Raw genomic sequence first — 20,699 nt, 5'->3', positions numbered from 1 at the left:
CCTCGACGCCTCACCGCCTACCGTGCACGAACTCGTTAGACCGGGACAACGAAATCAGATGGAAGCGACTTTCCCAAGCCGTCATCGACTCCGCGGTCAGCATGACGCTCCGCGGCGTTTGAGCTGCTCACTCTCTCCCCACTCAGGGCGGCGCCCACCTGAAAGACCGGCAGCGACTTCAGGGCTTCCTGCCCCACCGAAGCGGGACAGGCCGTTCTCAGACCTCCCGGGGATCTTGCTGGTCGAGCGCAGCCAGCACGGAAGTCGGATCGTCGATCAGATCGAACAGGCCGCTGGTCCGTCGCGCCCAGCGCTCTGGATCCTCTCGTTCCGCGAACACCGCGGCCGACCTGAACTGGTTCCGGAGATTGACCGGCAGTCTGTCAGCCAGGGACGCACCGAGCTGTCGGCCCAGGACGGCGCGCGCTGATGGCGGCCGCATGCGAAGGGCCGGCTTGCCGGTCGCCGGGACGGCGGTGTCGCTCGCGCCTTCAAGAGCCGCGACGTCATCGCGCACCCAGCCGTCATCCCGGGTGTCGGGCAGCGGAACCGCGATCCGCTGAACGCTGGCGATCGCGTTCCTCCCCAGTGCGAGCGAGAGCCCTCCCGGATCCTCGTGGTAGTTCAGGTAGCGGGCGACGTCGACGCCTGGCGGGCAGACCTCGTCGAGCACGACGTCGCCGACGAAGTTTGCGGGGTCGACGAGCCACCCCTCCCGCACCACAACGGATGACTTCAGACGGACCCGATACAGATAGAACTGGCTGCGCTGGTCGGCCTGGTCACGGATCCGACGCAGCATGTTGTGGACAGCGGCCTCGTACGTGCCGATGTGGAGGGCCTTGCCCCGCTGGCGCGCGGCCCACGCGGCAACCCGCTGCTCTCCGCCGATCATCCTGCGCATCTCGGGAGTCAAGACGGCTGCCGGGTCGAAGTCCCGCGTCGGCCAGTCCGCCTGCGTGCTCGTGTGGTACCAGAAGAACCGCGCTACCCGGTCGTCGTCGAGCGCCGGGTCACCGGGGTCGACCGTCACCCGGGGCGAGTCCTCGTGCTCACACGTCAGGCAGCAGCCGGGGCAGGTTTCCTCCCCCTGCTCCCACCTATCGATCCAGCCCAGATTGACGCGCCACCGATGATCACAGCGCCCACAGAGCATCTGCCGCTCGCGCGAGAAGTCGATCCGTCGTTCCACGGCACCATTCTCCGGAAGCGTCCGACGGAGAACCAGCCTCAGCCGAGGCCTCGAAACCGCCGGAACTCCGCTTCCGCGGCATCTGCTTCGGCGCGGAGCAGATCGACGATCTGCCCTGCGAACCTGCCGGGATCCTCGGAACACAGCTCAGCAGCGCAGCGAACGCCGTGCCACTTGCCCGCGAAGGCCATCTCGGCGTTGAGCCGGGACTCGGACATGCAGCGAGAGAACTGCTCATGCTTCAACACTAGGGGCGGATGCGCCTGAAACGCCGAGCCCCCGGCCGATTCGGCGGGGCCTCGGCGCGCGACGAGGATTCGTTCTCTACAAGGCGTTCGCCGCCTTTACGCTCGTGTTGCTGACCGGCACGTCGATCTGGTCCCGAGCGACGACGACCCCGTCCTTCACTACGTAGCACTCGACGGCGTGCTCACCTCTGAAGTCCGAGTGCTCGATGCGGACGCCCCGCTTGCTCGAGTCGACGATCTGGCCGCGGATCGCGTCCCGCCGCTCGGCTTCCGGGCCACGATTGAGCACCTTCCACTTCAGCGTGTAGGGCTCCCCGACCGAGCAACTGGTGACCACGAACTTCAAGCTCTTGTCGGCCTTGAGCAGGATCCCGCCGCGACGCATCGCGCGAAGCCAGGTCGGACGCCATCCGGCCTGCGTGACCTCGCAGTCGATGGACACGGTCTCGGACACGTCGACCGGGAACTTATCCTCGATGAACTCCTCGGTGTCCCTGAACGACCGGGACGACTCGCTCGCGCTCTTCGCCAGCGGCACCGACGTGCCGAAGACCTCGCGCCACTTCTTGTTGGCGGACGTCTTGCCTTCGTCCGCGATCGCCTCGAGGCATCGGTTGTACGCCTTCTTGGCCTTCGGCTGGAACTGCGCCTTGACGTGGACCCGCTGACGGCTGCCCAGCGCCAGGTAGTACTCCTGCTCTGACTGATCCTTGAGGAATTCGAAGAAGTCGCGGGCCATGAGGTCGAACGAGCCTGTGCCCGCTGCGTCGTAGTCGTCGGTCTGGTCGAAGAAGTTGTAGACGAGGGTGTCGATGAGCAGGCCGCCTATGTTTACGCGATTCGCGTTCTTCCAGGCCCGTGCCATCCGGGCGAGGTGGCGCATGTTCGTCGAGGTGCGGTCGTTGCACTCCTTGGTCACGGCGATCTCCTCGCGCGGCTTGGTGACCTTCCAGGCCTCAGCCTTCGTGTCCGGGTAGTCGAAGCTGCCGTCGACGTTCTCGAATGCCGGCTGGACCTCGAACTTGAAGGCGTTGGACGTGAACCGCACTCGGACGACACACTGGTCGACGCGGATCTCAGTGTTCTTGTACCGCGCCTTGAGGTCGTCCCGAACCCTCTCGAGAATTTTCTCCGCGGGCCGGTGTCCCCCTCGTAGCTTGACCGGATCCCGGGCGGGAGGACGAAGATCATGTCGAGGTCGGACACTCCCTTGATCGCGGTGTGCCGGCCGAACGATCCGACCATCAGCGCGCCCCGCCACCATCATCTGTCCGGGACGCACTAGAAAGCCACAGGTCAGACCATGTACCCGCGCCACCGGCCTGCCATCTATGGCGCACCTTGACTGGGTCAAGGTGCGCCGCAACCCCTCTAAAGTGCACTGGTCCCCAAGCGGTCCCCAAGAATGACCAAGGGGCCGCTTCAGATCTCCTCTGAAACGGCCCCTGACCTGCGACTTCGTAAAGTCGGGACGACAGGATTTGAACCTGCGACCCCTTGACCCCCAGTCAAGTGCGCTACCAAGCTGCGCCACGTCCCGATGCGTTTTCCGCGGTGTCCCGCGTGATCACGCAGGTAGAACTTTACCTCACATCGGAGAGTGCCCCGGAGCGGGAGCGGGAGGCGCGACAATCGGGGTATGAGCGACGCAACGGGAGCCGGGGCGGGGCAGGGGCGTGACCGGGACGCGGAGGGGCGGGCCCGCAGTGGGCGGCCGCGGGACGGGTTGGGGCGGCCCCTGCCCTATGGGGTGCCGGGGGTGGCGCGGCAGCCGGAGGGGATCGTGCGTACCCCGGAGGACAGCGTCACCGAGGCGCAGGCGCTTCTGGACGCGGGGAAGCCGTTCCATGCGCATGAGGTCTTCGAGGACGCCTGGAAGTCGGGGCCCGGTGAGGAGCGCGCCCTGTGGCGTGGGCTCGCCCAGTTGGCGGTCGGGCTCACGCATGCCGCCCGGGGGAATGCGACCGGTGGCGCCCGGTTGTTGCGGCGCGGTGCCGGGGGCGTCGAGGAGTGGGCGGCCGAGGCGGGACGGGACCGGCCGTACGGCATGGCGCTGGCGGACGTGGTGGCCTGGGCACGGGAGTTGGCGGCGGAGGTGGAGCGGGAGGCGGCCGCGGTCGACGCCCGGGCCCGGGCTCCCCGGCTGCGCGGGGGCCGGGTCTGAGGCGGGCCGCGTCGGGGGGCGGACGCGTGTTGTCGGTGGGGTACGGCAGACTCGGGGCGTGCGAAGGATTCATGTGATCGGGATCGGGGCGGGTGACCCGGAGCAGCTGACCCTGCAGGCGGTCAGGGCGCTCAGGAGCACGGACGTGTTCTTCGTCCTCGACAAGGGCGAGGTGAAGTCCGATCTGGTCCGGCTGCGCCGGGAGCTCCTCGAGGCGCATCTGCCGGAGGGTTCGTACCGTCTGGTCGAGGCGCGCGACCCCGAGCGCGACCGTTCCGCGGGCGGCAGCGCCTACTCCCCCGCCGTCGGCGACTGGCGTTCGGCGCGTGCGGAGATCTATGAGCGGCTCATCGTGGAGGAACTGGGCGAGGACGAGTGCGGTGCGTTCCTGGTCTGGGGCGACCCCGCGCTCTACGACAGCACGCTCGGCATTCTGGACGAGGTGCTCGGCCGGGGCACGGTGGCCTTCTCGTACGACGTCGTGCCGGGCGTCAGCAGTATCTCGGCGCTGGTCGCCAGGCACCGCACGGGGCTCAACCGGGTCGCCCGGCCCGTGCAGATCACCACGGGGCGCCGGCTGGCGGAGGGCTTCCCGGAGGGCGTCGACGACGTGGTGGTGATGCTTGACGCCCAGCAGGCCTTTCTGCGGTACGCGGACCAGGACATCGACATCTACTGGGGTGCGTACATCGGCACACCGGACGAGATCCTGGTGTCCGGCCCCCTGGCCGAGACGGCCGGTCGCATCGAGCGGCTGCGTGCGGAGGCACGGGAGCGCAAGGGCTGGATCATGGACACCTATCTGCTGCGGAGGCATCCGCGGGACTGAGGCGCCGGGCCCGGGCGGCCGTCAGCGACGGCCGAGTCCCAGCCGGGCGAGAGCGGTGGGCACATCCGGGACCGCGGTCACTCCGTCCGGCAGGGGTGGACGGCGGACGAGCAGCACGGGGAGGCCGAGGTTCCGTGCGGCCGTGAGTTTGGCCGCGGTCGCCGCTCCCCCGCTGTCCTTCGTCACCAGGACGTCGATGCGGTGCCGGCGCAGCAGGGCGGTCTCGTCCTCGACCGTGAACGGCCCTCGGGCCAGCAGCACTTCGAGGTCCGGCGGCAGTGGGGGGACGGGCGGCTCCACCGACCGCACCAGGAAGTGACGGTCCGTCAGGTGGGCGAAGGCGGCCAGGCCCAGTCGGCCGGTGGTGAGGAAGACCCGCCGGCCCAGCGGGGGGAGCAGCGCCGCCGCGTCGGTGAGGGAGGCCGCCTCGTGCCGGCGCTCGCCGGGCAGCATGCTCCAGCCGGGCCTGCGCAGTACCAGCGAGGGGATCCCGGTGGCGGCCGCCGCCTGTGCCGCGTTCGCCGTGATGGCGGTGGCGAACGGGTGTGTGGCGTCGACCAGCTGGTCCACCCGGTGCTCGCGGAGCCAGGCGGCCAGCCCCTCCGCTCCGCCGAAGCCCCCGATCCTGATGTCCCCGTCGGGGGCGGCCGGGGTGGACACCCGCCCGGCCAGGGAGGTGGTCACCCGGACTCCGGGCCGGGCGGCGAGCGTGGCGGCGAGTTCGCGTGCCTCGGTGGTACCGCCGAGGATCAGGACGTGCGGGGGCATGAGGCCGAGGGTACGGGCAGGCGTCCGGCGCCGGCCGGTGCGGGGCTCCCGGTCGCGGGCTCAGCGCAGCAGCAGTTGGAGGGCGCCCACCACCGTCGCCACGATCACCAGCCGCTCGAACAGCCGCTGGTTGATGTGGTGCACCGCCCATTTGCCGAGGAACGCGCCGGGTACCACGAACAGCGCGAGGGCCGCGTCCAGCAGCAGTGAGCGGCCGTCGATGAGGCCGAGTCCCGCGCTGAAGGGCACCTTGGCGACATTGACGATCAGGAAGAAGAAGGCCGAGGTGCCGAGGAAGCCGAGTTTGCGGAAGCCGGCGGAGAGGAGATACATCGACATCACCGGGCCGCCCGCGTTGGCCACCATCGTGGTGAAGCCGCCGAGGACGCCGTAGGAGCGGGCCCTGGCCCGGGCGGCGGGGGTGGTCTCCGTCTCGGGTTCCCCGGCCCGGTCGGCACGTCGACGCCGCCACAGGGTGACCGCCGTCATCAGCAGCAGGATCGCGCCGATCGACGTCCGTACGATCCCGTCGTCGGCCCACACCAGGAACAGCGTGCCGAGGACGACTCCCGCGCCGACCGCGGGGAACAGCCGCCACAGGGTGGGCCAGTGGGCGTGCCGCCGGTAGGTGAGGACGGCGAGGACGTCACCGGTGATCAGGACGGGCAGCAGGATGCCGGTCGAGGCGCGGGCCGGCAGGACGGCGGCGAATATCGCGAGGCTGACCGTGTTGGCGCCGCTCACGGCGGTCTTGGAGAAGCCGACCAACAGCGCGGCGCAGGCCAGGGCGGCGAATCCCCACGGGGATATGTCCCAGAGCGTCATCGTGTTCATGTGGGGACCGATGCTATGTCACGCCTCCGATCGCGCTCGGGGTAGTCTTCCGGCGTACCGGACACGGGGTGCCCCCCCTCGGGGGCTGAGATCACACCCGTCGAACCTGAACCAGTTCGTACTGGCGGAGGGATGTCTTCCATGCCTTTGGCGCATGTTTCCGGCGGGCTGCCCGCCGACGACCGGCGAGCCGTCTTCGACGGTCGGATGCCGGCCGCTCCCGGCGACCTCAGGGTCGAGGGGCACGGCATCGAACCGGTCCCGGAGAGCAATCGCTACGGCGGCGCGGGCCGGCTCTTCACAGTGTGGTTCGCCCCGAACCTGACCATGACCGGTGTGTTCACCGGGACCATCGGCATCTCGCTGGGCCTGGATTTCACCACCGCGCTGGTCGCGGTCGTCCTGGGCACGGTGCTCGGCGCGGTGCCGACCGCCTACCTCGGCACCTGGGGGAGCCGGACCGGCGCCGGCCAGCTCCCGCTGGCCCGGCTGGCGTTCGGGCGCGCGGTGGTGCTGCCCGGCGTGCTGCAGTGGATGTCGTCGGTGGCCTGGGACGCGCTGATCGGGCTGTTCGGCGGTGACGCCCTGGCGCGGCTGTGCGGCTGGCCGTTCTGGCTGGGCGTTCTGGTCATGATGGTGGGGCAGGGTGCCCTCGGCGCCCTGGGCTACGAGGCGATCCACCGGCTCCAGACCGTCATGACCTTTGTGCTCGCGGCGGCCTTCGCGCTGATCGCGCTGCGGATGCCGGCCGGTTTCCACCTCGCCGCGACGGGCGGCGCGCAGGGTGCGGACCGGGCGGGTGCCTTCGTGCTGACCAGCACGATCGCGCTGAGCCTGACCCTGTCCTGGGCGCCGTACGCCAGCGACTTCAGCCGCTATCTGCCGCGCACCACCTCCCCCGTACGGATGTTCTGGTGCACGTTGCTGGGTCTGGTGGTGTCCTTCCTGGCCGTCCAGACTCTCGGCCTGTGGGGCGCCTCGGTGCTCACCGATCAGACGGCGGCCGGGGTGGAGACCCTGCTGGGCGGGGGCGCGCCGGGGGCGTTCGGGCTGCTGGCCGTCGCGCTGGCGGCGCTGTGCAGCAACGCGATGAACGACTACAGCGGCTCCCTGGCGTTGCAGACGGTCGGGGTGCGCATCGCGCGTCCGGTGGCGGCGGCGCTCGCCGCGGGGCTCGGTTTTCCGCTGGTGCTGTGGATGCACGCGGCCGACACCACGGCCCGCTTCCAGAACGTCCTGCTGTTCGTGGGCTACTGGATCCCCGGGTTCGTGGCGATCGTGGTCGTCGACTGGCGCGCCCGGCGCGGTGCCGTGACCGATCTGGCCGCCGCGACGGCACGGCCGAGGTCGCCGTGGCCCCCGCTGCTGGCCTTCGCGGGCGCCTTCGCCGCGGCGGTGCCGTTCATGGACACCGGGGTGTATGTGGGTCCGGTCGCCCGCGCGTTGCACGGCGCCGATGTCTCGTACTACGTGGCGTTCCTGGTGGCCCTGCTGCTGTACGCCCCGCTGCGGCTGCGCGAGGAAGGGGGCCGGGCATGACCACGCCACCGCGGGTCCTGACGATCGCCGGGTCCGACTCCGGCGGCGGAGCCGGGATCCAGGCCGATCTGAAGACCATGCTGGCGCTCGGGACGCACGGGATGAGCGTGCTCACCGCGGTGACGGCGCAGAACTCCCTCGGTGTCCAGGGCGCCTGGGAGCTGCCCGTGGACGCGGTGCGCGCCCAGTACCGCAGCGTGGTCGACGACATCGGCGTCCAGGCGGTCAAGACGGGCATGCTCGCGTCACCCGTGCTGGTCACCGCGGTGGCCGAGCTGCTGGCTGACGTGGGGGCCCCGGTGGTGGTGGATCCGGTGAGCGTCTCCAAGCACGGGGACCGGCTGCTCGCCGACGACGCGCTGGACGCCGTACGGACCCGGCTGCTGCCCCGTGCGACGGTGGCCACCCCCAATCTCGACGAGGTCGCGGAGCTGACCGGCCTCCGGGTGACCGACGAAGGGGGCATGCGGCGCGCGGCCGCCCGGCTGCTGTCGTACGGGCCCCGCTGGGTGCTCGTCAAGGGCGGGCATCTGCCCGGCGAGGCCGTGGATCTGCTGACCGACGGTCAGGAGGAGCACTGGCTGCGCGCCCCGCGCCACGACAACCGTCACACCCATGGCACCGGCTGCACCCTGGCCTCGGCCGTCGCGGTCGGGCTGGCGCGGGGCCTCGCGGTGCCGGAGGCGGCGCGGCGGGCCAAGGAGTACGTCACGGCGGCGATCGCGGCGGGGTTCCCGCTGGGCGCCGGAATCGGCCCGGTGGACCACGGATGGCGGTCGCGCACAGGCGGGTGAGGGGCGGGTCCGGACCGGCACCCGGGTCGAGGTGTCGCAGCGCTTGCGCCGGGACTGATGTGATGGAGGGGAACCATCGATTCCGTCCTGGAAGGACCGAGCCCTGAACACCGCGCTCGCCGAGGCCCTCTCCGTCGTCCTGCTCGTCGTCGTACTGGCCGGAGCGGTGGTACGGCCGTTCGGGCTGCCGGAGGCGGTCGTGGCGGTGCCGGCCGCCGGGATCGCGGTCGCGGCCGGCGCCATCTCACCGGGCCATGCGCGTGCCGAGGCGGCGCAGCTGGGGCCGGTGATCGGTTTTCTGGCGGCCGTCCTGGTGCTGGCTCACTTCTGCGCCGTGGAGGGGCTGTTCAAGGCGTGCGGGGCCTGGATGGCGCGGTGGGCCGCGGGGTCTCGCCGGCGGCCGGGGCGCGGAAGCCTTCCGGGGCGGCTGCTGGCCGCGGTGTTCCTCCTGGCGTCGGTGATCACCGCGGTGCTCAGCCTGGACGCCACGGTGGTGCTGCTGACGCCCGTGGTGTTCGCCACGGCGGCCCATATGGGCGCCCGCCCCAGGCCGCACCTCTATGCCTGCGCCCATCTGTCGAACACGGCTTCGCTGCTGCTGCCGGTCTCCAATCTCACCAATCTGCTGGCGTACGGCGCGGCCGGGCTGAGCTTCACCCGGTTCGCGGCGCTGATGGCGCTGCCGTGGCTGGTAGCCGTGGCCGCCGAGTATGTCGTCCTCCGGCGCTTCTTCCGCCACGACCTGGACGCCGGAGCGGCAGCCGGGGATCCCGGGGAGCCGCCGCGGCTGCCCCTGTTCGCCCTGGTGACGGTGGCGTGCACGCTCGCCGGGTTCGTGGTCGCCTCCTTCCTGGGCGTCGACCCGGCGTGGTCGGCGGCGGCCGGGGCGCTGACGCTGGCCGTCCGTGCGCTGGTGCGGCGCCGGACCACCCCGGTCACGGTGGTGCGCGCGGCGGCGCCGTCCTTCCTCGCCTTCGTGCTGGCGCTGGGCATCGTGGTGCGCGCGGTGGAGGACAACGGGCTCGCGGGCGCTCTCGGCCGTGCCGTCCCCGGCGGGACCGGGCTGCCCGCCCTGCTGGGGATCGCGGCGCTGGCGGCCCTGCTGGCCAATGTGATCAACAATCTCCCCGCGGTGCTGGTGCTGCTCCCGCTGACCGCGCCCTCGGGCCCCGGCGCGGTGCTCGCCGTGCTGCTCGGTGTGAACATCGGCCCCAACCTGACCTATGCGGGTTCCCTGGCCACCCTGCTGTGGCGGCGCGTCGTCCATCAGCACGACCACGGCGTCGATCTGAGGGAGTTCACCCGGCTCGGGCTGCTCACCGTGCCGGCCGCGCTGGGCTGCGCGGTGGTGGCTCTCTGGGTGTCCCTCCACGCCATCGGCGTCTGAGACCGGGGCCCGAACCGCACGACCGCCTCGGGAGCGGGGCCTTTCGCCCGGCGCTGAATCCGGACGAGCACTGAGCAACTCCGGCCCCGTCGTGCGTACGTGATCGGTACAGCGGCATCAGCCGCACCGAACGACAGCGACGTCCGCCGCGCCCGTGGAACGCGGGCGCGGCGGATCCGGACCCGAGGAGCACAGCATGCAGGCGACCGCGCAGATAGGCGTCACCGGGCTCGCGGTGATGGGCCGCAATCTGGCCCGCAACTTCGCCCGGCACGGCTACACCGTCGCCGTGCACAACCGCACCCCGGCCAGGACCGAGGCGCTGGTCGAGGAGTTCGGGCACGAGGGCGCCTTCGTGGCCGCCGGGACGGCCGAGGAGCTGGTGGCGGCCCTCGAGCGGCCCCGCCGCCTGATGATCATGGTGCAGGCGGGTGCCGCGACGGATGCCGTGATCGAGGAGTTCGCGCCGCTCCTGGAGTCCGGCGACATGATCATCGACGGCGGCAACGCGCACTTCACCGACACCCGGCGCCGTGAACGGTCGCTGCGCGAGCGGGGCATCCACTTCGTCGGGGTGGGCGTCTCCGGCGGCGAGGAGGGCGCACTGAACGGACCGAGCATCATGCCCGGGGGGTCACCGGAGTCGTATGCCGCGCTCGGTCCGATGTTCGAGAAGATCAGTGCCAAGGTCGACGGCGAGCCCTGCGCCACGCATATCGGCACGGACGGCGCCGGGCACTTCGTGAAGATGGTGCACAACGGCATCGAGTACGCCGACATGCAGCTGATCGGCGAGGCGTACGACCTGCTGCGCCAGGTGGCCGGCCTCTCCCCCGCGGCGATCGCCGAGATCTTCCGCGAGTGGAACAAGGGCCGCCTGGACTCGTATCTGATCGAGATCACGGCGGAGGTGCTGTCCCATGTGGACGCGGCGACCGGAAAGCCGTTCGTGGACGTGGTCGCCGACGCCGCCGGGCAGAAGGGCACCGGGCGCTGGACCGTGCAGACCGCGCTGGACCTGGGGTCCCCGGTGACCGCTGTCGCCCAGGCGACCTTCGCCCGCGCCGCCTCCGGGCAGTCCGCACTGCGCGCCGCCTACCGCGGGCTGCCCGGCGGGACCCGGTGGGACCTGACCCCGTACGAGGTCGAGCGCTTCACCGCCCAGGTGGAGCAGGCCCTGTACGCGTCCAAGGTGATCGCCTACGACCAGGGCTGGAAGATGATCCTGGACGCCGCCGAGGAGTTCGGCTGGGAGATCGACCTCGGCGCGGTCGCGAAGATCTGGCGTGGCGGCTGCATCGTCCGGGCCGCCTTCCTCGACCGTATCCGCGCCGCCTACGCCGCCGATCCGGGCCTGCTCAGCCTGGTCTCCGACGGGGGTTTCGCGGCGGAGATCGCGGACGCCCAGGTGCCCTGGCGGGAGGTGATCGCCACGGCGGCCCGCCGGGGCGTGCCGGTGCCCGCGTTCTCCGCGTCCCTGTCGTACTACGACTCCCTGCGCGCCGACCGGCTGCCGGCCGCGCTCACCCAGGGCCAGCGCGACTACTTCGGCGCCCACACCTACCGGCGCGTCGACCGCGAGGGCAGCTTCCACACGCTCTGGGGCACCGCCGACCGCGCGGAGACGGAGGCCTGAGCCGGACGGCAGCAGGGGGCTGAACCCTGCGGGCGGGGAGGCGGGCGGGGCCGGGGGGTGTGCGGCACCCCGGCCTCCCCGCCGGTTCTTTTCCGCGACGCGTATGTGGCGTGGCCCACTTCGGGCCGCCGATCACGCATGCAACCCGGCGACCTGGGCATGCGCCGGTGCCCGAGGGTGACACATGGGTGGCACCGGGGCGCGGAGGCGATACCGATCATGACGGACAGAACGGCACGACCGGCGCGGGCGACGATCCATGCCGGAGGCGAGTGGCAGGAGGCCGTCTCCGGCGCGACCCGCGAGATCCTCGACCCCGCGGACGCGTTGCCGTTCGCCGTGGTGGCGGAGGGCGACGAGCGGGACGCGGACTCGGCGGTGGCCGCCGCCCGCCGCGCCTTCGACACCGGGGACTGGCCCCGCACCCCCGTGGCGGAGCGAGCCGCCCTGCTGCGCCGGGTAGCCGATCTACTCGTCCGCGACCGGGAGACGCTCGGCCTGCTGGAGAGCCGCGACGCCGGCAAGACCCTCGAGGAGGGCCGCGTCGACATCGACTGTGTGGCCGACGCCTTCCGCTACTTCGCGGACCTCGTCGCCGCCGAAGCCCCCGGCCGGGTCGTGGACGCGGGCTCGCCCGACATCCGCAGCGTCGTCGTCCATGAGCCCGTCGGCGTCTGCGCGCTGATCACCCCCTGGAACTATCCCCTCCTCCAGGCCAGTTGGAAGATCGCCCCGGCGCTCGCCGCCGGAAACACCTTTGTGGTCAAGCCGAGCGAGATCACCCCGCTGACCACGGTCGCGCTCATCGAGCTGCTCATCGAGGCCGGGCTGCCCGCCGGGGTCGCCGGCATCGTGACCGGCCCCGGCCACACCGTCGGCGCCCGGCTCGCCGAGCACCCAGACGTCGACCTGGTGTCCTTCACCGGCGGCCTGGTCAGCGGCGTCAAGGTCGCCCAGGCCGCCGCGCCGGGCGTCAAGAAGGTCGCCCTCGAACTCGGCGGCAAGAACCCCAATGTGGTCTTCGCCGACGCCTGCGCCACCGACGAGGGCTTCGACACCGCCGTCGACCAGGCCCTCAACGCCGCTTTCATCCACAGCGGCCAGGTCTGCTCCGCGGGCGCCCGGCTCATCGTCGAGGAGTCCGTCAGCGAGCGCTTCGTCGGCGAACTCGCCCGCCGGGCAGGCCGGATACGTCTCGGCCGGGGCACCGAGCAGGGTGTGGAGTGCGGCCCGCTCGTCTCCGAGCAGCAGCGCGCCAAGGTCGAGTCGTACGTCGCCTCGGCCCTCGCGGAGGGTGCGGTCGTGCGCTCCGGCGGCCGCCGCCCCGAACCGTCGCCGCAGCGGCCCGGGAGCGGCTGGTTCTACGAGCCGACCGTCCTCGACCGGTGCCACCGCGAGATGAAGGTCGTCCGGGAGGAGGTCTTCGGACCGGTCCTCACCGTCGAGACCTTCCGCACCGAGGACGAGGCCGTGTTCCTCGCCAACGACACCGAGTACGGCCTCGCCGGCGCCGTCTGGACCGCCGACCCGGGCCGTGCCCGCCGGGTCGCGGGGCGGCTGCGCCACGGCACCGTCTGGATCAACGACTTCCACCCCTATCTGCCGCAGGCGGAGTGGGGCGGCTTCGGCAGGAGCGGCGTGGGCCGCGAACTGGGCCCCGCCGGGCTCGCCGAGTACCGCGAGACCAAACACGTCTACCAGAACCTGGCGCCCCGGCCGGTCCGCTGGTTCGCAGGCTGACCCCGTCTCCTCTCCCCCACCGACCTCCTGGAGCGACGCCCCATGTCCCACACCCCCCATGTCTACGACTACGTCGTCATCGGCGGCGGCACCGCGGGCTCCGTCATCGCCTCCCGCCTGACCGAGAACCCCGAGGTCACCGTCGCCGTCATCGAGGGCGGCCCCAGCGACGTCGGCCGCGAGGACGTCCTCACCCTGCGCCGCTGGATGGGCCTGCTCGGCGGCGAGCTGGACTACGACTACCCGACCACCGAACAGCCCCGCGGCAACTCGCACATCCGGCACAGCCGCGCCCGGGTCCTGGGCGGCTGCTCCTCCCACAACACCCTGATCGCCTTCAAGCCGCTGCCGTCCGACTGGGACGAGTGGGAGGCGGCCGGAGCGAAGGGCTGGGGCGCGGTGCCGATGGAGGCGTACTACGCCCGGCTGCTCAACCACATCGTCCCGGTCGACGAGAAGGACCGGAACGCCATCGCCCGCGACTTCGTCGACGCGGCCCAGGAGGCGCTGGGCGTGCCCCGCGTCGAGGGCTTCAACCGGAAGCCGTTCGCCGAGGGCGTCGGCTTCTTCGACCTCGCCTACCACCCGGAGGACAACAAGCGCTCGTCCGCGTCGGTGGCGTACCTCCACCCGGTGATGGACGAGCGCCCCAACCTCACGATCCTGCTGGAGACCTGGGCGTACCGGCTGGACCTCGACGGCACCCGGGTGCGGGGCGTGCGGGTGCGCGGCAAGGACGGCGAGGAGCTGCTGATACGGGCCCGCAGCGAGGTCGTCCTGTGCGCCGGCGCCGTGGACTCGCCCCGGCTGCTGCTGCATTCGGGCGTCGGCCCCCGGGAGGATCTGGAGGCGCTCGGCATCCCGGTCGCCCATGATCTGCCGGGCGTCGGCGAGAACCTGCTCGACCACCCGGAGTCGGTGATCGTCTGGGAGACCCACGGTCCGATCCCGGAGAACTCGGCGATGGACTCCGACGCGGGTCTGTTCGTGCGCCGCGACCCCGGGCACGCGGGCCCGGACCTGATGTTCCACTTCTACCAGATCCCGTTCACCGACAACCCGGAGCGCCTCGGCTACCGGCGCCCGGAGTTCGGCGTCTCGATGACCCCGAACATCCCCAAGCCGAAGTCCCGCGGCCGGCTGTATCTGACCAGTGCCGACCCGTCCGTCAAGCCTGCCCTGGACTTCCGCTACTTCACCGACGAGGACGACTACGACGGCCGCACCCTCGTCGACGGCATCCGCATCGCCCGCGAGATCGCCGGCACCGAACCGCTGGCCGGCTGGCTCAAGCGCGAGGTGTGCCCCGGCCCGGAGATCGTCGGCGACGCCGAGCTGAGCGAGTACGCCCGTAAGGTCGCCCACACCGTCTACCACCCGGCCGGCACCTGCCGCATGGGTGCCGTCGACGACGGACAGGCCGTCGTGGACCCGCAGTTGAGGATCCGCGGTCTGGACGGCATCCGGATCGCCGACGCCTCCGTCTTCCCGGCCATGCCCGCGGTGAACCCGATGATCGGGGTGCTGATGGTCGGCGAGAAGGCCGCCGACCTGATCGGAGGCGGCGCGCGATGAGTACCGCCACCACCCCCGTGTTCTCGGTCCAGGGCCTGTGGAAGGTCTTCGGGCCGAAGGCCGACCGGGTCCCGGGCGATGCCGGACTGGCCGCTCTGGAACCCGCCGAGCTGCGCTCCCGCACCGGCTGCACGGCCGCCGTCCGCGATGTCTCCTTCGACGTCCGCAGGAACGAGGTCTTCGTGGTGATGGGCCTGTCGGGCTCCGGCAAGTCGACCCTGGTGCGCTGTCTGACCCGGCTGATCGAGCCCACCGCGGGCACCATCGCCATCGACGGTGAGGACGTCCGCGCCATGGACCGCGCCCGGCTGCGCCAACTGCGCCGCCACCGCGCCGCGATGGTCTTCCAGCACTTCGGCCTGCTCCCGCACCGCACGGTCCTCGACAATGTGGCGTACGGCCTGGAGATCCAGGGCGTCGGCAGGGCCGAGCGCCGTGAGCGGGCCGCTTCGGTGGTCGCCAAGGTGGGCCTGGAAGGCTTGGAGAAGCGCAGGCCGAGCCAGCTCTCCGGCGGCCAGCGCCAGCGCGTCGGCCTCGCCCGCGCCCTGGCCGTCGACCCTCAAGTCCTGCTCTTCGACGAGCCGTTCAGCGCCCTCGACCCGCTGATCCGGCGCGATATGCAGGACGAGGTGATCCGCCTGCACCGCGAGGAGGGGCGCACGATGGTCTTCATCACCCACGATCTGAGCGAGGCGCTGAAGCTCGGTGACCGCATCGCGCTGATGCGGGACGGCCGGGTGGTCCAGCTCGGCACCCCGGAGCAGATCGTGGGCTCCCCGGCCGACGACTATGTCCGCGAGTTCGTCCGCGACGTACCGCGCGAGCAGGTCATGACGGTGCGCACGGCCATGAGGCCCGGCGGCTGCGGCGGCCCGCACCATCCGGGCGCGCTGGCCCCGGACGCCGTGGTCGCCGACGCGATCAGGACCGTGGCGCACCACGGCGGGCCCGCCTGCGTGGTGGAGGACGGCCGGTGCCTGGGTGTGGTCGACCATGAACGGCTGCTCGCCGTGGTCGCCGGGACGGAGCGGTTCAGGGAGGCCGCGTGATGGCCACGGTCACCGCCGCCGCCCCTCGGGGCGTCCTGCCCGGTCTCCTCCGCAACCGGGCCGCCCGCAAGATCGTCCTTGTCGTGATCGCCGCCGCTGTGCTCGTCCCGCTCGCCGAAGCGCGCTGGGCCGGCGGCAGTTGGCCGGGCGCCCTCACCGTCGACGTCTCCAAGCCGCTCGCCGGCGTCGGCGACTGGGTCATCGACAACCGGGACAGCCACCCCCTGTTCCTCTACTTCTTCGGCCACATCAGCAATGCGGTCGTCCTCTCCGTCCGTGCCGTCTACCTGACCCTCCTCGCCGGGGGCTGGGCCGGGGTCACCGCCCTCGGGGCCCTCGTCGCCTGGCGGGTCGCCGGTGTCCGTCTCGCCCTCGGCACGGCCGCCGCCTTCCTGGTCTGCGGTGTGCTCGGCATGTGGGTGCCGACCATGCAGACCCTGGCGCTGATGGTGGTCGCCGTCCTCGCGTCCGTGGTCGTCGGTGTGCTGCTCGGTCTCGCCGCCGGGCTCTCCGACCGTCTGGACCGTGCGCTGCGCCCGGTCCTGGACACCATGCAGGTGCTCCCGGCGTTCGCGTACCTGCTGCCCGTCGTCCTGGTGTTCGGCATCGGTGTCCCCGCTGCCGTCCTCGCGACCGTGGTGTACGCCGCCCCGCCGATGGCCCGCCTCACCGCGCTCGGGCTGCGCGGTGCCGACCCCGAGGTGCTGGAGGCCGTGGAGTCGCTGGGGGCGACCGGCCGCCAGCGTCTGCTGACCGCCCGTATCCCGCTGGCCCGCAAGGAACTTCTCCTCGGCCTCAACCAGACCATCATGATGGCCCTGTCGATGGCCGTGATCGCCTCGGTCATCGGGGCCGGTGGTCTCGGTGACCGTGTCTACCAGGCGCTGGCCTCCGTCGATGTCGGCGCGGCCCTCGCCGCCGGCATCCCGATCGTGCTGCTCGCCGTGGTCCTGGACCGGGTGACCGCGGCGGCGGGCGCGGGAGAGCAGCACGGGGGCGCGGTGCGGTGGGCGTACGCGGGAGCCGCCGGAGTCGCCGTCGCCCTGGCCGCCCGGCTGCTGGGCCGGCCCGACTGGCCCGCCTCCTGGACCCTGGACATGGCCGGGCCGGTCGACCGTGCCGTCGACTGGATGACCGCCCATCTCTACTCCGGCGTCCCGTACCTCGGCGGCACCGCCGACTGGGCGGGCCGCTTCACCACCTGGGTCCTGGACCCCCTCCGCGACGGGTTGCAGTGGCTGCCCTGGTGGTCGGTCCTGCTGATCGTGGCCACCCTGGCCTGGCTGATCGGCACCTGGCGCACCGCGCTGACCGCCGTGCTCGCGATGGCCGCGACCGGTGTCCTCGGTGTGTGGAAGCCGTCTCTCGACACGCTCTCCCAGGTCCTCGCCGCCGTCGCCGTCACCCTGGTCCTGGGCTTCGCGGCCGGTGTCGCTGCGGCCCGCAGCGACCGCTTCGCACGCGCCCTGCGCCCGGTGCTGGACGTCTTCCAGACGCTGCCGCAGTTCGTGTATCTGATCCCGGTCGTCGCTCTCTTCGGGGTCGGCCGCGCCCCCGCCGTCGCGGCGGCCGTCGTCTACGCGCTCCCGGCCGTCGTCCGTATCACCGCGCAGGGCCTGCGGCAGGTCGACCCGGCCGCGCTGGAGTCGGCCCGCTCGCTCGGCGCGACCGGCCGCCAGCAGCTGTGGCAGGTCCAACTCCCGCTCGCCCGACGGTCCTTGCTGCTCGCCGTCAACCAGGGTGTGGTACTGGTCCTCGCCGTCGTCATCATCGGCGGCCTGGTCGGCGGCGGCGCGCTCGGCTACGACGTCGTCTTCGGCCTCGCCCAGGGCGACCTGGCGACCGGTCTGGTGGCCGGAGCGGCGATCGTCTGCCTCGGCCTGGTCCTCGACCGGGTGACACAGCCGACGGAACGCCGCGCGACGAAGGGAGCGTGACATGAGGACGCCGAACCTCGGCCGCAGGACCGCGCTGACCGTCTCCTGGGCCGCCGCCCTGTCGCTGCTCACGGGCTGCGGTGCCGCCGACATGACCAGGCAGGCCTCGCCCTTCGCGAACGCCCGGGGCACCAGGACCGTGACCCTGTCCGTGCAGTCCTGGGTGGGCGCGCAGTCCAATGTGGCCGTCGCCCGGTACCTTCTGGAACACCGGCTCGGCTACCGCGTGGACACCGTCCAGGTCGACGAGGTGCCCGCCTGGGACGCGCTGAGCCAGGGCCGGGTCGACGCGATCCTGGAGGACTGGGGCCACCCGGACCAGGAGAAACGGTACGTCGACGACAAGAGGACCATCGTGCGCGGCGGCGGCCTCGGGGTGACCGGGCACATCGGCTGGTACGTCCCCGCCTATCTGGCCGAGCAGCACCCGGACATCACCGACTGGAGGAACCTCGACAGATACGCCTCCCTCTTCCGCACCCCGGAGAGCGGCGGCAAGGGCCAGCTGATGGACGGCTCCCCTTCCTATGTCACCAACGACAAGGCGCTGGTGGCCAACCTGAAGCTGAACTACCAGGTGGTCTTCGCCGGTTCGGAGGCCGCGCAGATCACCCAGATGAAGCAGTTCGCCAAGGAGAGGAAGCCCTTCCTGACGTACTGGTACACCCCGCAGTGGCTGTCCGGTGAGGTCCCGATGACAGAGGTGAAGCTGCCCCCGTACAGGGAGGGCTGCGACGCGGACGCGGCGAAGGTCGCCTGCGCCTATCCGCACACCCCGCTGCAGAAGTACCTCAACGCGGGCTTCGCCGAGAACGGCGGCGAGGCGGCCGCCTTCCTGAAGAGGTTCCGGTGGACCACCGAGGACCAGAACGAGGTGTCCCTGATGATCGCCGACCAGAAACTGACCCCGGCCGAGGCGGCGGAGAAGTGGGTGGCCGGCCATGAGTCCACCTGGAAGGCATGGCTGTCCTGAACCCCCGCCGACCCCGCCGTCAGGGTGCATGACCCGCCCGAAACCACTCGCCTCAAACCAAGAACCGTATACCAAATAGTCGCGTCTCCCATGGGACACTGGGGGCATGGCAGGGTCTGGAAAGTTCGAGCCGGAGTCGGAGCGGGTCACTCGGCAGCTCCGGGATGACATCCTCGACGGGGTGCGCAAGCCCGGAAGCAAGCTCGTCGAGCGCGAGCTGGCGGCGCAGATGGGGGTGAGCCGGGTGCCCGTGCGCGACGCCCTGCGGGTGCTCGTCGCCGAGGGGCTGGTCACGCCGAGGCCCCGGACCTGGGCGGTCGTCCGGGAGTTCACCCCCTCCGACATCGCTGATCTGGCCGAGGTCCGCGGGGCGCTGGAGGCGCTGACCTTCCGGCTCGCCGCTCAGCGGCGCCACCGGGCGGGTCTCGACCAGCTCCGCTCGACCCTGGAGGAAGAGCTGCAGGCCGCCCGCGCGGGAGACGCCGTCCGGGCCCGGCGTGCGGCGGCGGATTTTCATGAGACGGTGACGTCGATGGCCGCCAACGAGCTGCTGAGCGAGCTCGCGGGCACCTTTCGCAGCCGGATGCGGTGGCTGCTGGGACAGTACGACGACCTGATGGCCATCGCGCGGGAGCATGAGGCCCTTTACGGCGCCATCGCGGACCGCGATGTCGCACTCGTCGACGAACTGGTCTCCACACACCTGGAGAACAGCCGGCACGCGCTCGCCGCCCATCGCCGGTGACCCCCGGCGCGGAGGTGCCGCCCCGCGAGGGGCAGCGCACACCGTCGGACGGGGTCCAGGTCGACCATTTCGGTATACCATTTATGGATGGCTGCTGACCTGATTCTGACAAACGTCCGCCCCTGGGGCATGAAGGCGGCGGACATCGTCGTCTCCGGCGGGGAGATCCGCGATCTGCTGCCTGCCGGCGCCGCGGGTGAACCCGGCGAGCGGGTGGAGGGCGGCGGGCTGCTCGCCCTGCCCGGCTTCGTCAACGCACACGCCCATGTGGACAAGAGCTGGTGGGGCCGGCCCTGGGTGCCGTTCGGCGGCGAGCCGACCACGGTGGGACGGATCGCGCACGAACGAGCCGAGCGGGACGCGCTCGGCATTCCCGGCGTCGCCAACAGCCTCACGGTGCTGCGGGAGTTCCTGCGGCACGGCGTCACCGCGGTGCGCAGCCATGTCGACGTCGACCTCGGGGTCGGACTGCGGGGGATCGACGCCGTACGCGAGGCGGTGGACGCACTCGGCGGCGCGATCGAGGTGGAGATCGTGGCGTTCCCGCAGGACGGGGTGATCCGCCGGCCCGGTGTCCTGGACCTGCTGGACCGGGCGGCGGCGAACGGCGCGGCCGCCATCGGTGGGCTCGATCCGGCGGCGATCGACCGCGATCCGGTGCGACAGCTCGACGGGCTGTTCGACATCGCCGAGCGGCGCGGGGTCGGTATCGACATCCATCTGCACGACGGAGGCGAGCTGGGTGCCTTCCAGTTCGAGCTCATCGCCGACCGCACCCGCCGCGCGGGGCTGCGGGGGAAGGTCAACGTCTCCCACGGCTTCGCCCTCGGGGAGCTGCCGCCGGGTCGGCAGACCGACCTGCTCGACGAGCTGGCCGAGGCCGGTGTCTCCTGGACGACGGTCGCCCCGGCGCGCACCGCGCCACTGCCCTGGCGCGGGATGCGGGACCGGGGGATGCCGGTGGGCCTGGGCACCGACGGGATCCGCGACCTGTGGTCGCCGTTCGGCGACGGCGATCTGCTGCGCGTGGCCCTGGACTTCGCGCGCCTCCACGGCCTGCGGACCGACGAGGACCTCGGCTGGGCGGTGGAACTCGCCACCACCCGCGCGGCGGGCTTCGTGCACCGGGGCCTCCACGACCTCGTGGCGGGCGCACCCGCGGACATCGTGCTGATCGACGCCGAGAATGTGCAGGACGCACTGATGCGGGCCCCGCGGCGTGAACTCGTGATGTCCGGTGGGCGCGTGGTGGTCCAGGGCGGCGAGCTGCTGGTCTAGGCAGGCGGATC

Annotated in this window: 18 protein-coding genes, 1 tRNA gene and 1 riboswitch; of the genes, 13 read left to right on the top strand and 6 right to left on the bottom strand. The window is 71.7% G+C overall.

Features of this window, described 5'->3' with window-relative positions; genetic code table 11:
* Window positions 1-217: 217 nt before the first annotated feature.
* The 4 genes from CP978_RS30255 to CP978_RS30240 all read right to left on the bottom strand — a co-directional run bounded on the left by CP978_RS30255 (window position 218) and on the right by CP978_RS30240 (window position 2,980).
* Window positions 218-1,192, bottom strand: coding sequence for a hypothetical protein (locus CP978_RS30255; RefSeq protein WP_043446138.1), 975 nt, complete (start codon window positions 1,190-1,192; stop codon window positions 218-220).
* 38 nt (window positions 1,193-1,230) lie between these two features.
* Window positions 1,231-1,410, bottom strand: a complete 180-nt coding sequence (locus CP978_RS30250; RefSeq protein ID WP_043446135.1) for a hypothetical protein — start codon at window positions 1,408-1,410, stop codon at window positions 1,231-1,233.
* A gap of 106 nt (window positions 1,411-1,516) precedes the next feature.
* A complete protein-coding gene (locus CP978_RS30245; RefSeq protein WP_207312872.1) occupies window positions 1,517-2,707 on the bottom strand; it encodes a nucleotide-binding domain-containing protein in 1,191 nt (396 codons plus the stop codon).
* A gap of 199 nt (window positions 2,708-2,906) precedes the next feature.
* Window positions 2,907-2,980, bottom strand: a tRNA-Pro gene (locus CP978_RS30240).
* 99 nt (window positions 2,981-3,079) lie between these two features.
* Here CP978_RS30240 and CP978_RS30235 point away from each other — a divergent pair.
* Together CP978_RS30235 and cobF are read left to right on the top strand one after the other, a co-directional pair.
* Window positions 3,080-3,604: a DUF309 domain-containing protein gene (locus tag CP978_RS30235; protein ID WP_043446133.1), complete on the top strand. Its 525-nt coding sequence runs from the start codon at window positions 3,080-3,082 to the stop codon at window positions 3,602-3,604.
* Window positions 3,605-3,662: 58 nt separating this feature from the next.
* Entirely contained in the window at window positions 3,663-4,433 is a 771-nt protein-coding gene (gene cobF, locus CP978_RS30230) for a precorrin-6A synthase (deacetylating) (RefSeq protein WP_043446130.1), read from the top strand.
* A gap of 21 nt (window positions 4,434-4,454) precedes the next feature.
* Here cobF and CP978_RS30225 read toward each other — a convergent pair whose 3' ends face one another.
* Window positions 4,455-5,201, bottom strand: a complete 747-nt coding sequence (locus tag CP978_RS30225; RefSeq protein WP_043446127.1) for a cobalt-precorrin-6A reductase — start codon at window positions 5,199-5,201, stop codon at window positions 4,455-4,457.
* A gap of 60 nt (window positions 5,202-5,261) precedes the next feature.
* Window positions 5,262-6,035 carry a sulfite exporter TauE/SafE family protein gene (locus CP978_RS30220; protein WP_043446124.1) on the bottom strand — a complete coding sequence of 258 codons (774 nt, stop codon included), beginning with the start codon at window positions 6,033-6,035 and terminating at the stop codon, window positions 5,262-5,264.
* Window positions 6,036-6,089: 54 nt separating this feature from the next.
* A riboswitch (TPP riboswitch) is annotated at window positions 6,090-6,185 on the top strand.
* Between CP978_RS30220 and CP978_RS30215 the strand changes: the two genes are divergently transcribed.
* The 11 genes from CP978_RS30215 (at window position 6,177) to CP978_RS30165 (ending at window position 20,688) form a co-directional block, all read left to right on the top strand.
* Entirely contained in the window at window positions 6,177-7,574 is a 1,398-nt protein-coding gene (locus CP978_RS30215) for a purine-cytosine permease family protein (RefSeq protein ID WP_043446122.1), read from the top strand. (Overlaps the previous riboswitch by 9 nt.)
* Window positions 7,571-8,368, top strand: coding sequence for a bifunctional hydroxymethylpyrimidine kinase/phosphomethylpyrimidine kinase (gene thiD, locus CP978_RS30210; protein WP_043446119.1), 798 nt, complete (start codon window positions 7,571-7,573; stop codon window positions 8,366-8,368). The genes CP978_RS30215 and thiD overlap by 4 nt, the downstream gene beginning before the upstream one ends.
* A 103-nt stretch (window positions 8,369-8,471) precedes the next feature.
* On the top strand, window positions 8,472-9,755 hold the full coding sequence (locus tag CP978_RS30205; protein WP_079162386.1) for an SLC13 family permease: 1,284 nt from the start codon (window positions 8,472-8,474) through the stop codon (window positions 9,753-9,755).
* Window positions 9,756-9,951: 196 nt separating this feature from the next.
* The gene (gndA, locus tag CP978_RS30200) at window positions 9,952-11,391 is read left to right on the top strand and encodes an NADP-dependent phosphogluconate dehydrogenase (RefSeq protein WP_043446114.1); all 1,440 of its coding nucleotides are present in this window, start codon (window positions 9,952-9,954) and stop codon (window positions 11,389-11,391) included.
* A gap of 219 nt (window positions 11,392-11,610) precedes the next feature.
* Window positions 11,611-13,131: an aldehyde dehydrogenase family protein gene (locus CP978_RS30195; protein ID WP_043446110.1), complete on the top strand. Its 1,521-nt coding sequence runs from the start codon at window positions 11,611-11,613 to the stop codon at window positions 13,129-13,131.
* Between the two features lie 42 nt (window positions 13,132-13,173).
* Window positions 13,174-14,706, top strand: coding sequence for a GMC family oxidoreductase (locus CP978_RS30190; protein ID WP_043446107.1), 1,533 nt, complete (start codon window positions 13,174-13,176; stop codon window positions 14,704-14,706).
* Window positions 14,703-15,755: a quaternary amine ABC transporter ATP-binding protein gene (locus CP978_RS30185; RefSeq protein ID WP_043446103.1), complete on the top strand. Its 1,053-nt coding sequence runs from the start codon at window positions 14,703-14,705 to the stop codon at window positions 15,753-15,755. Before CP978_RS30190 ends, CP978_RS30185 begins: the two co-directional genes overlap by 4 nt.
* A complete protein-coding gene (locus tag CP978_RS30180) occupies window positions 15,755-17,692 on the top strand; it encodes an ABC transporter permease (protein WP_043446100.1) in 1,938 nt (645 codons plus the stop codon). Before CP978_RS30185 ends, CP978_RS30180 begins: the two co-directional genes overlap by 1 nt.
* A 1-nt stretch (window position 17,693) precedes the next feature.
* Window positions 17,694-18,665 (top strand): ABC transporter substrate-binding protein, encoded by a 972-nt coding sequence (locus tag CP978_RS30175; RefSeq protein WP_043446096.1) that lies wholly within the window; start codon window positions 17,694-17,696, stop codon window positions 18,663-18,665.
* 106 nt (window positions 18,666-18,771) lie between these two features.
* Window positions 18,772-19,410, top strand: a complete 639-nt coding sequence (locus tag CP978_RS30170) for a GntR family transcriptional regulator (RefSeq protein ID WP_043446094.1) — start codon at window positions 18,772-18,774, stop codon at window positions 19,408-19,410.
* An 87-nt stretch (window positions 19,411-19,497) separates the two neighbouring features.
* The gene (locus tag CP978_RS30165) at window positions 19,498-20,688 is read left to right on the top strand and encodes an amidohydrolase (RefSeq protein ID WP_043446091.1); all 1,191 of its coding nucleotides are present in this window, start codon (window positions 19,498-19,500) and stop codon (window positions 20,686-20,688) included.
* The last annotated feature ends 11 nt before the right edge of the window (window positions 20,689-20,699 follow it).

It is taken from the genome of Streptomyces nodosus, from assembly GCF_008704995.1.
Lineage (GTDB): Bacteria > Actinomycetota > Actinomycetes > Streptomycetales > Streptomycetaceae > Streptomyces > Streptomyces nodosus.
This window is presented reverse-complemented; position numbering and strand designations above follow the sequence as displayed.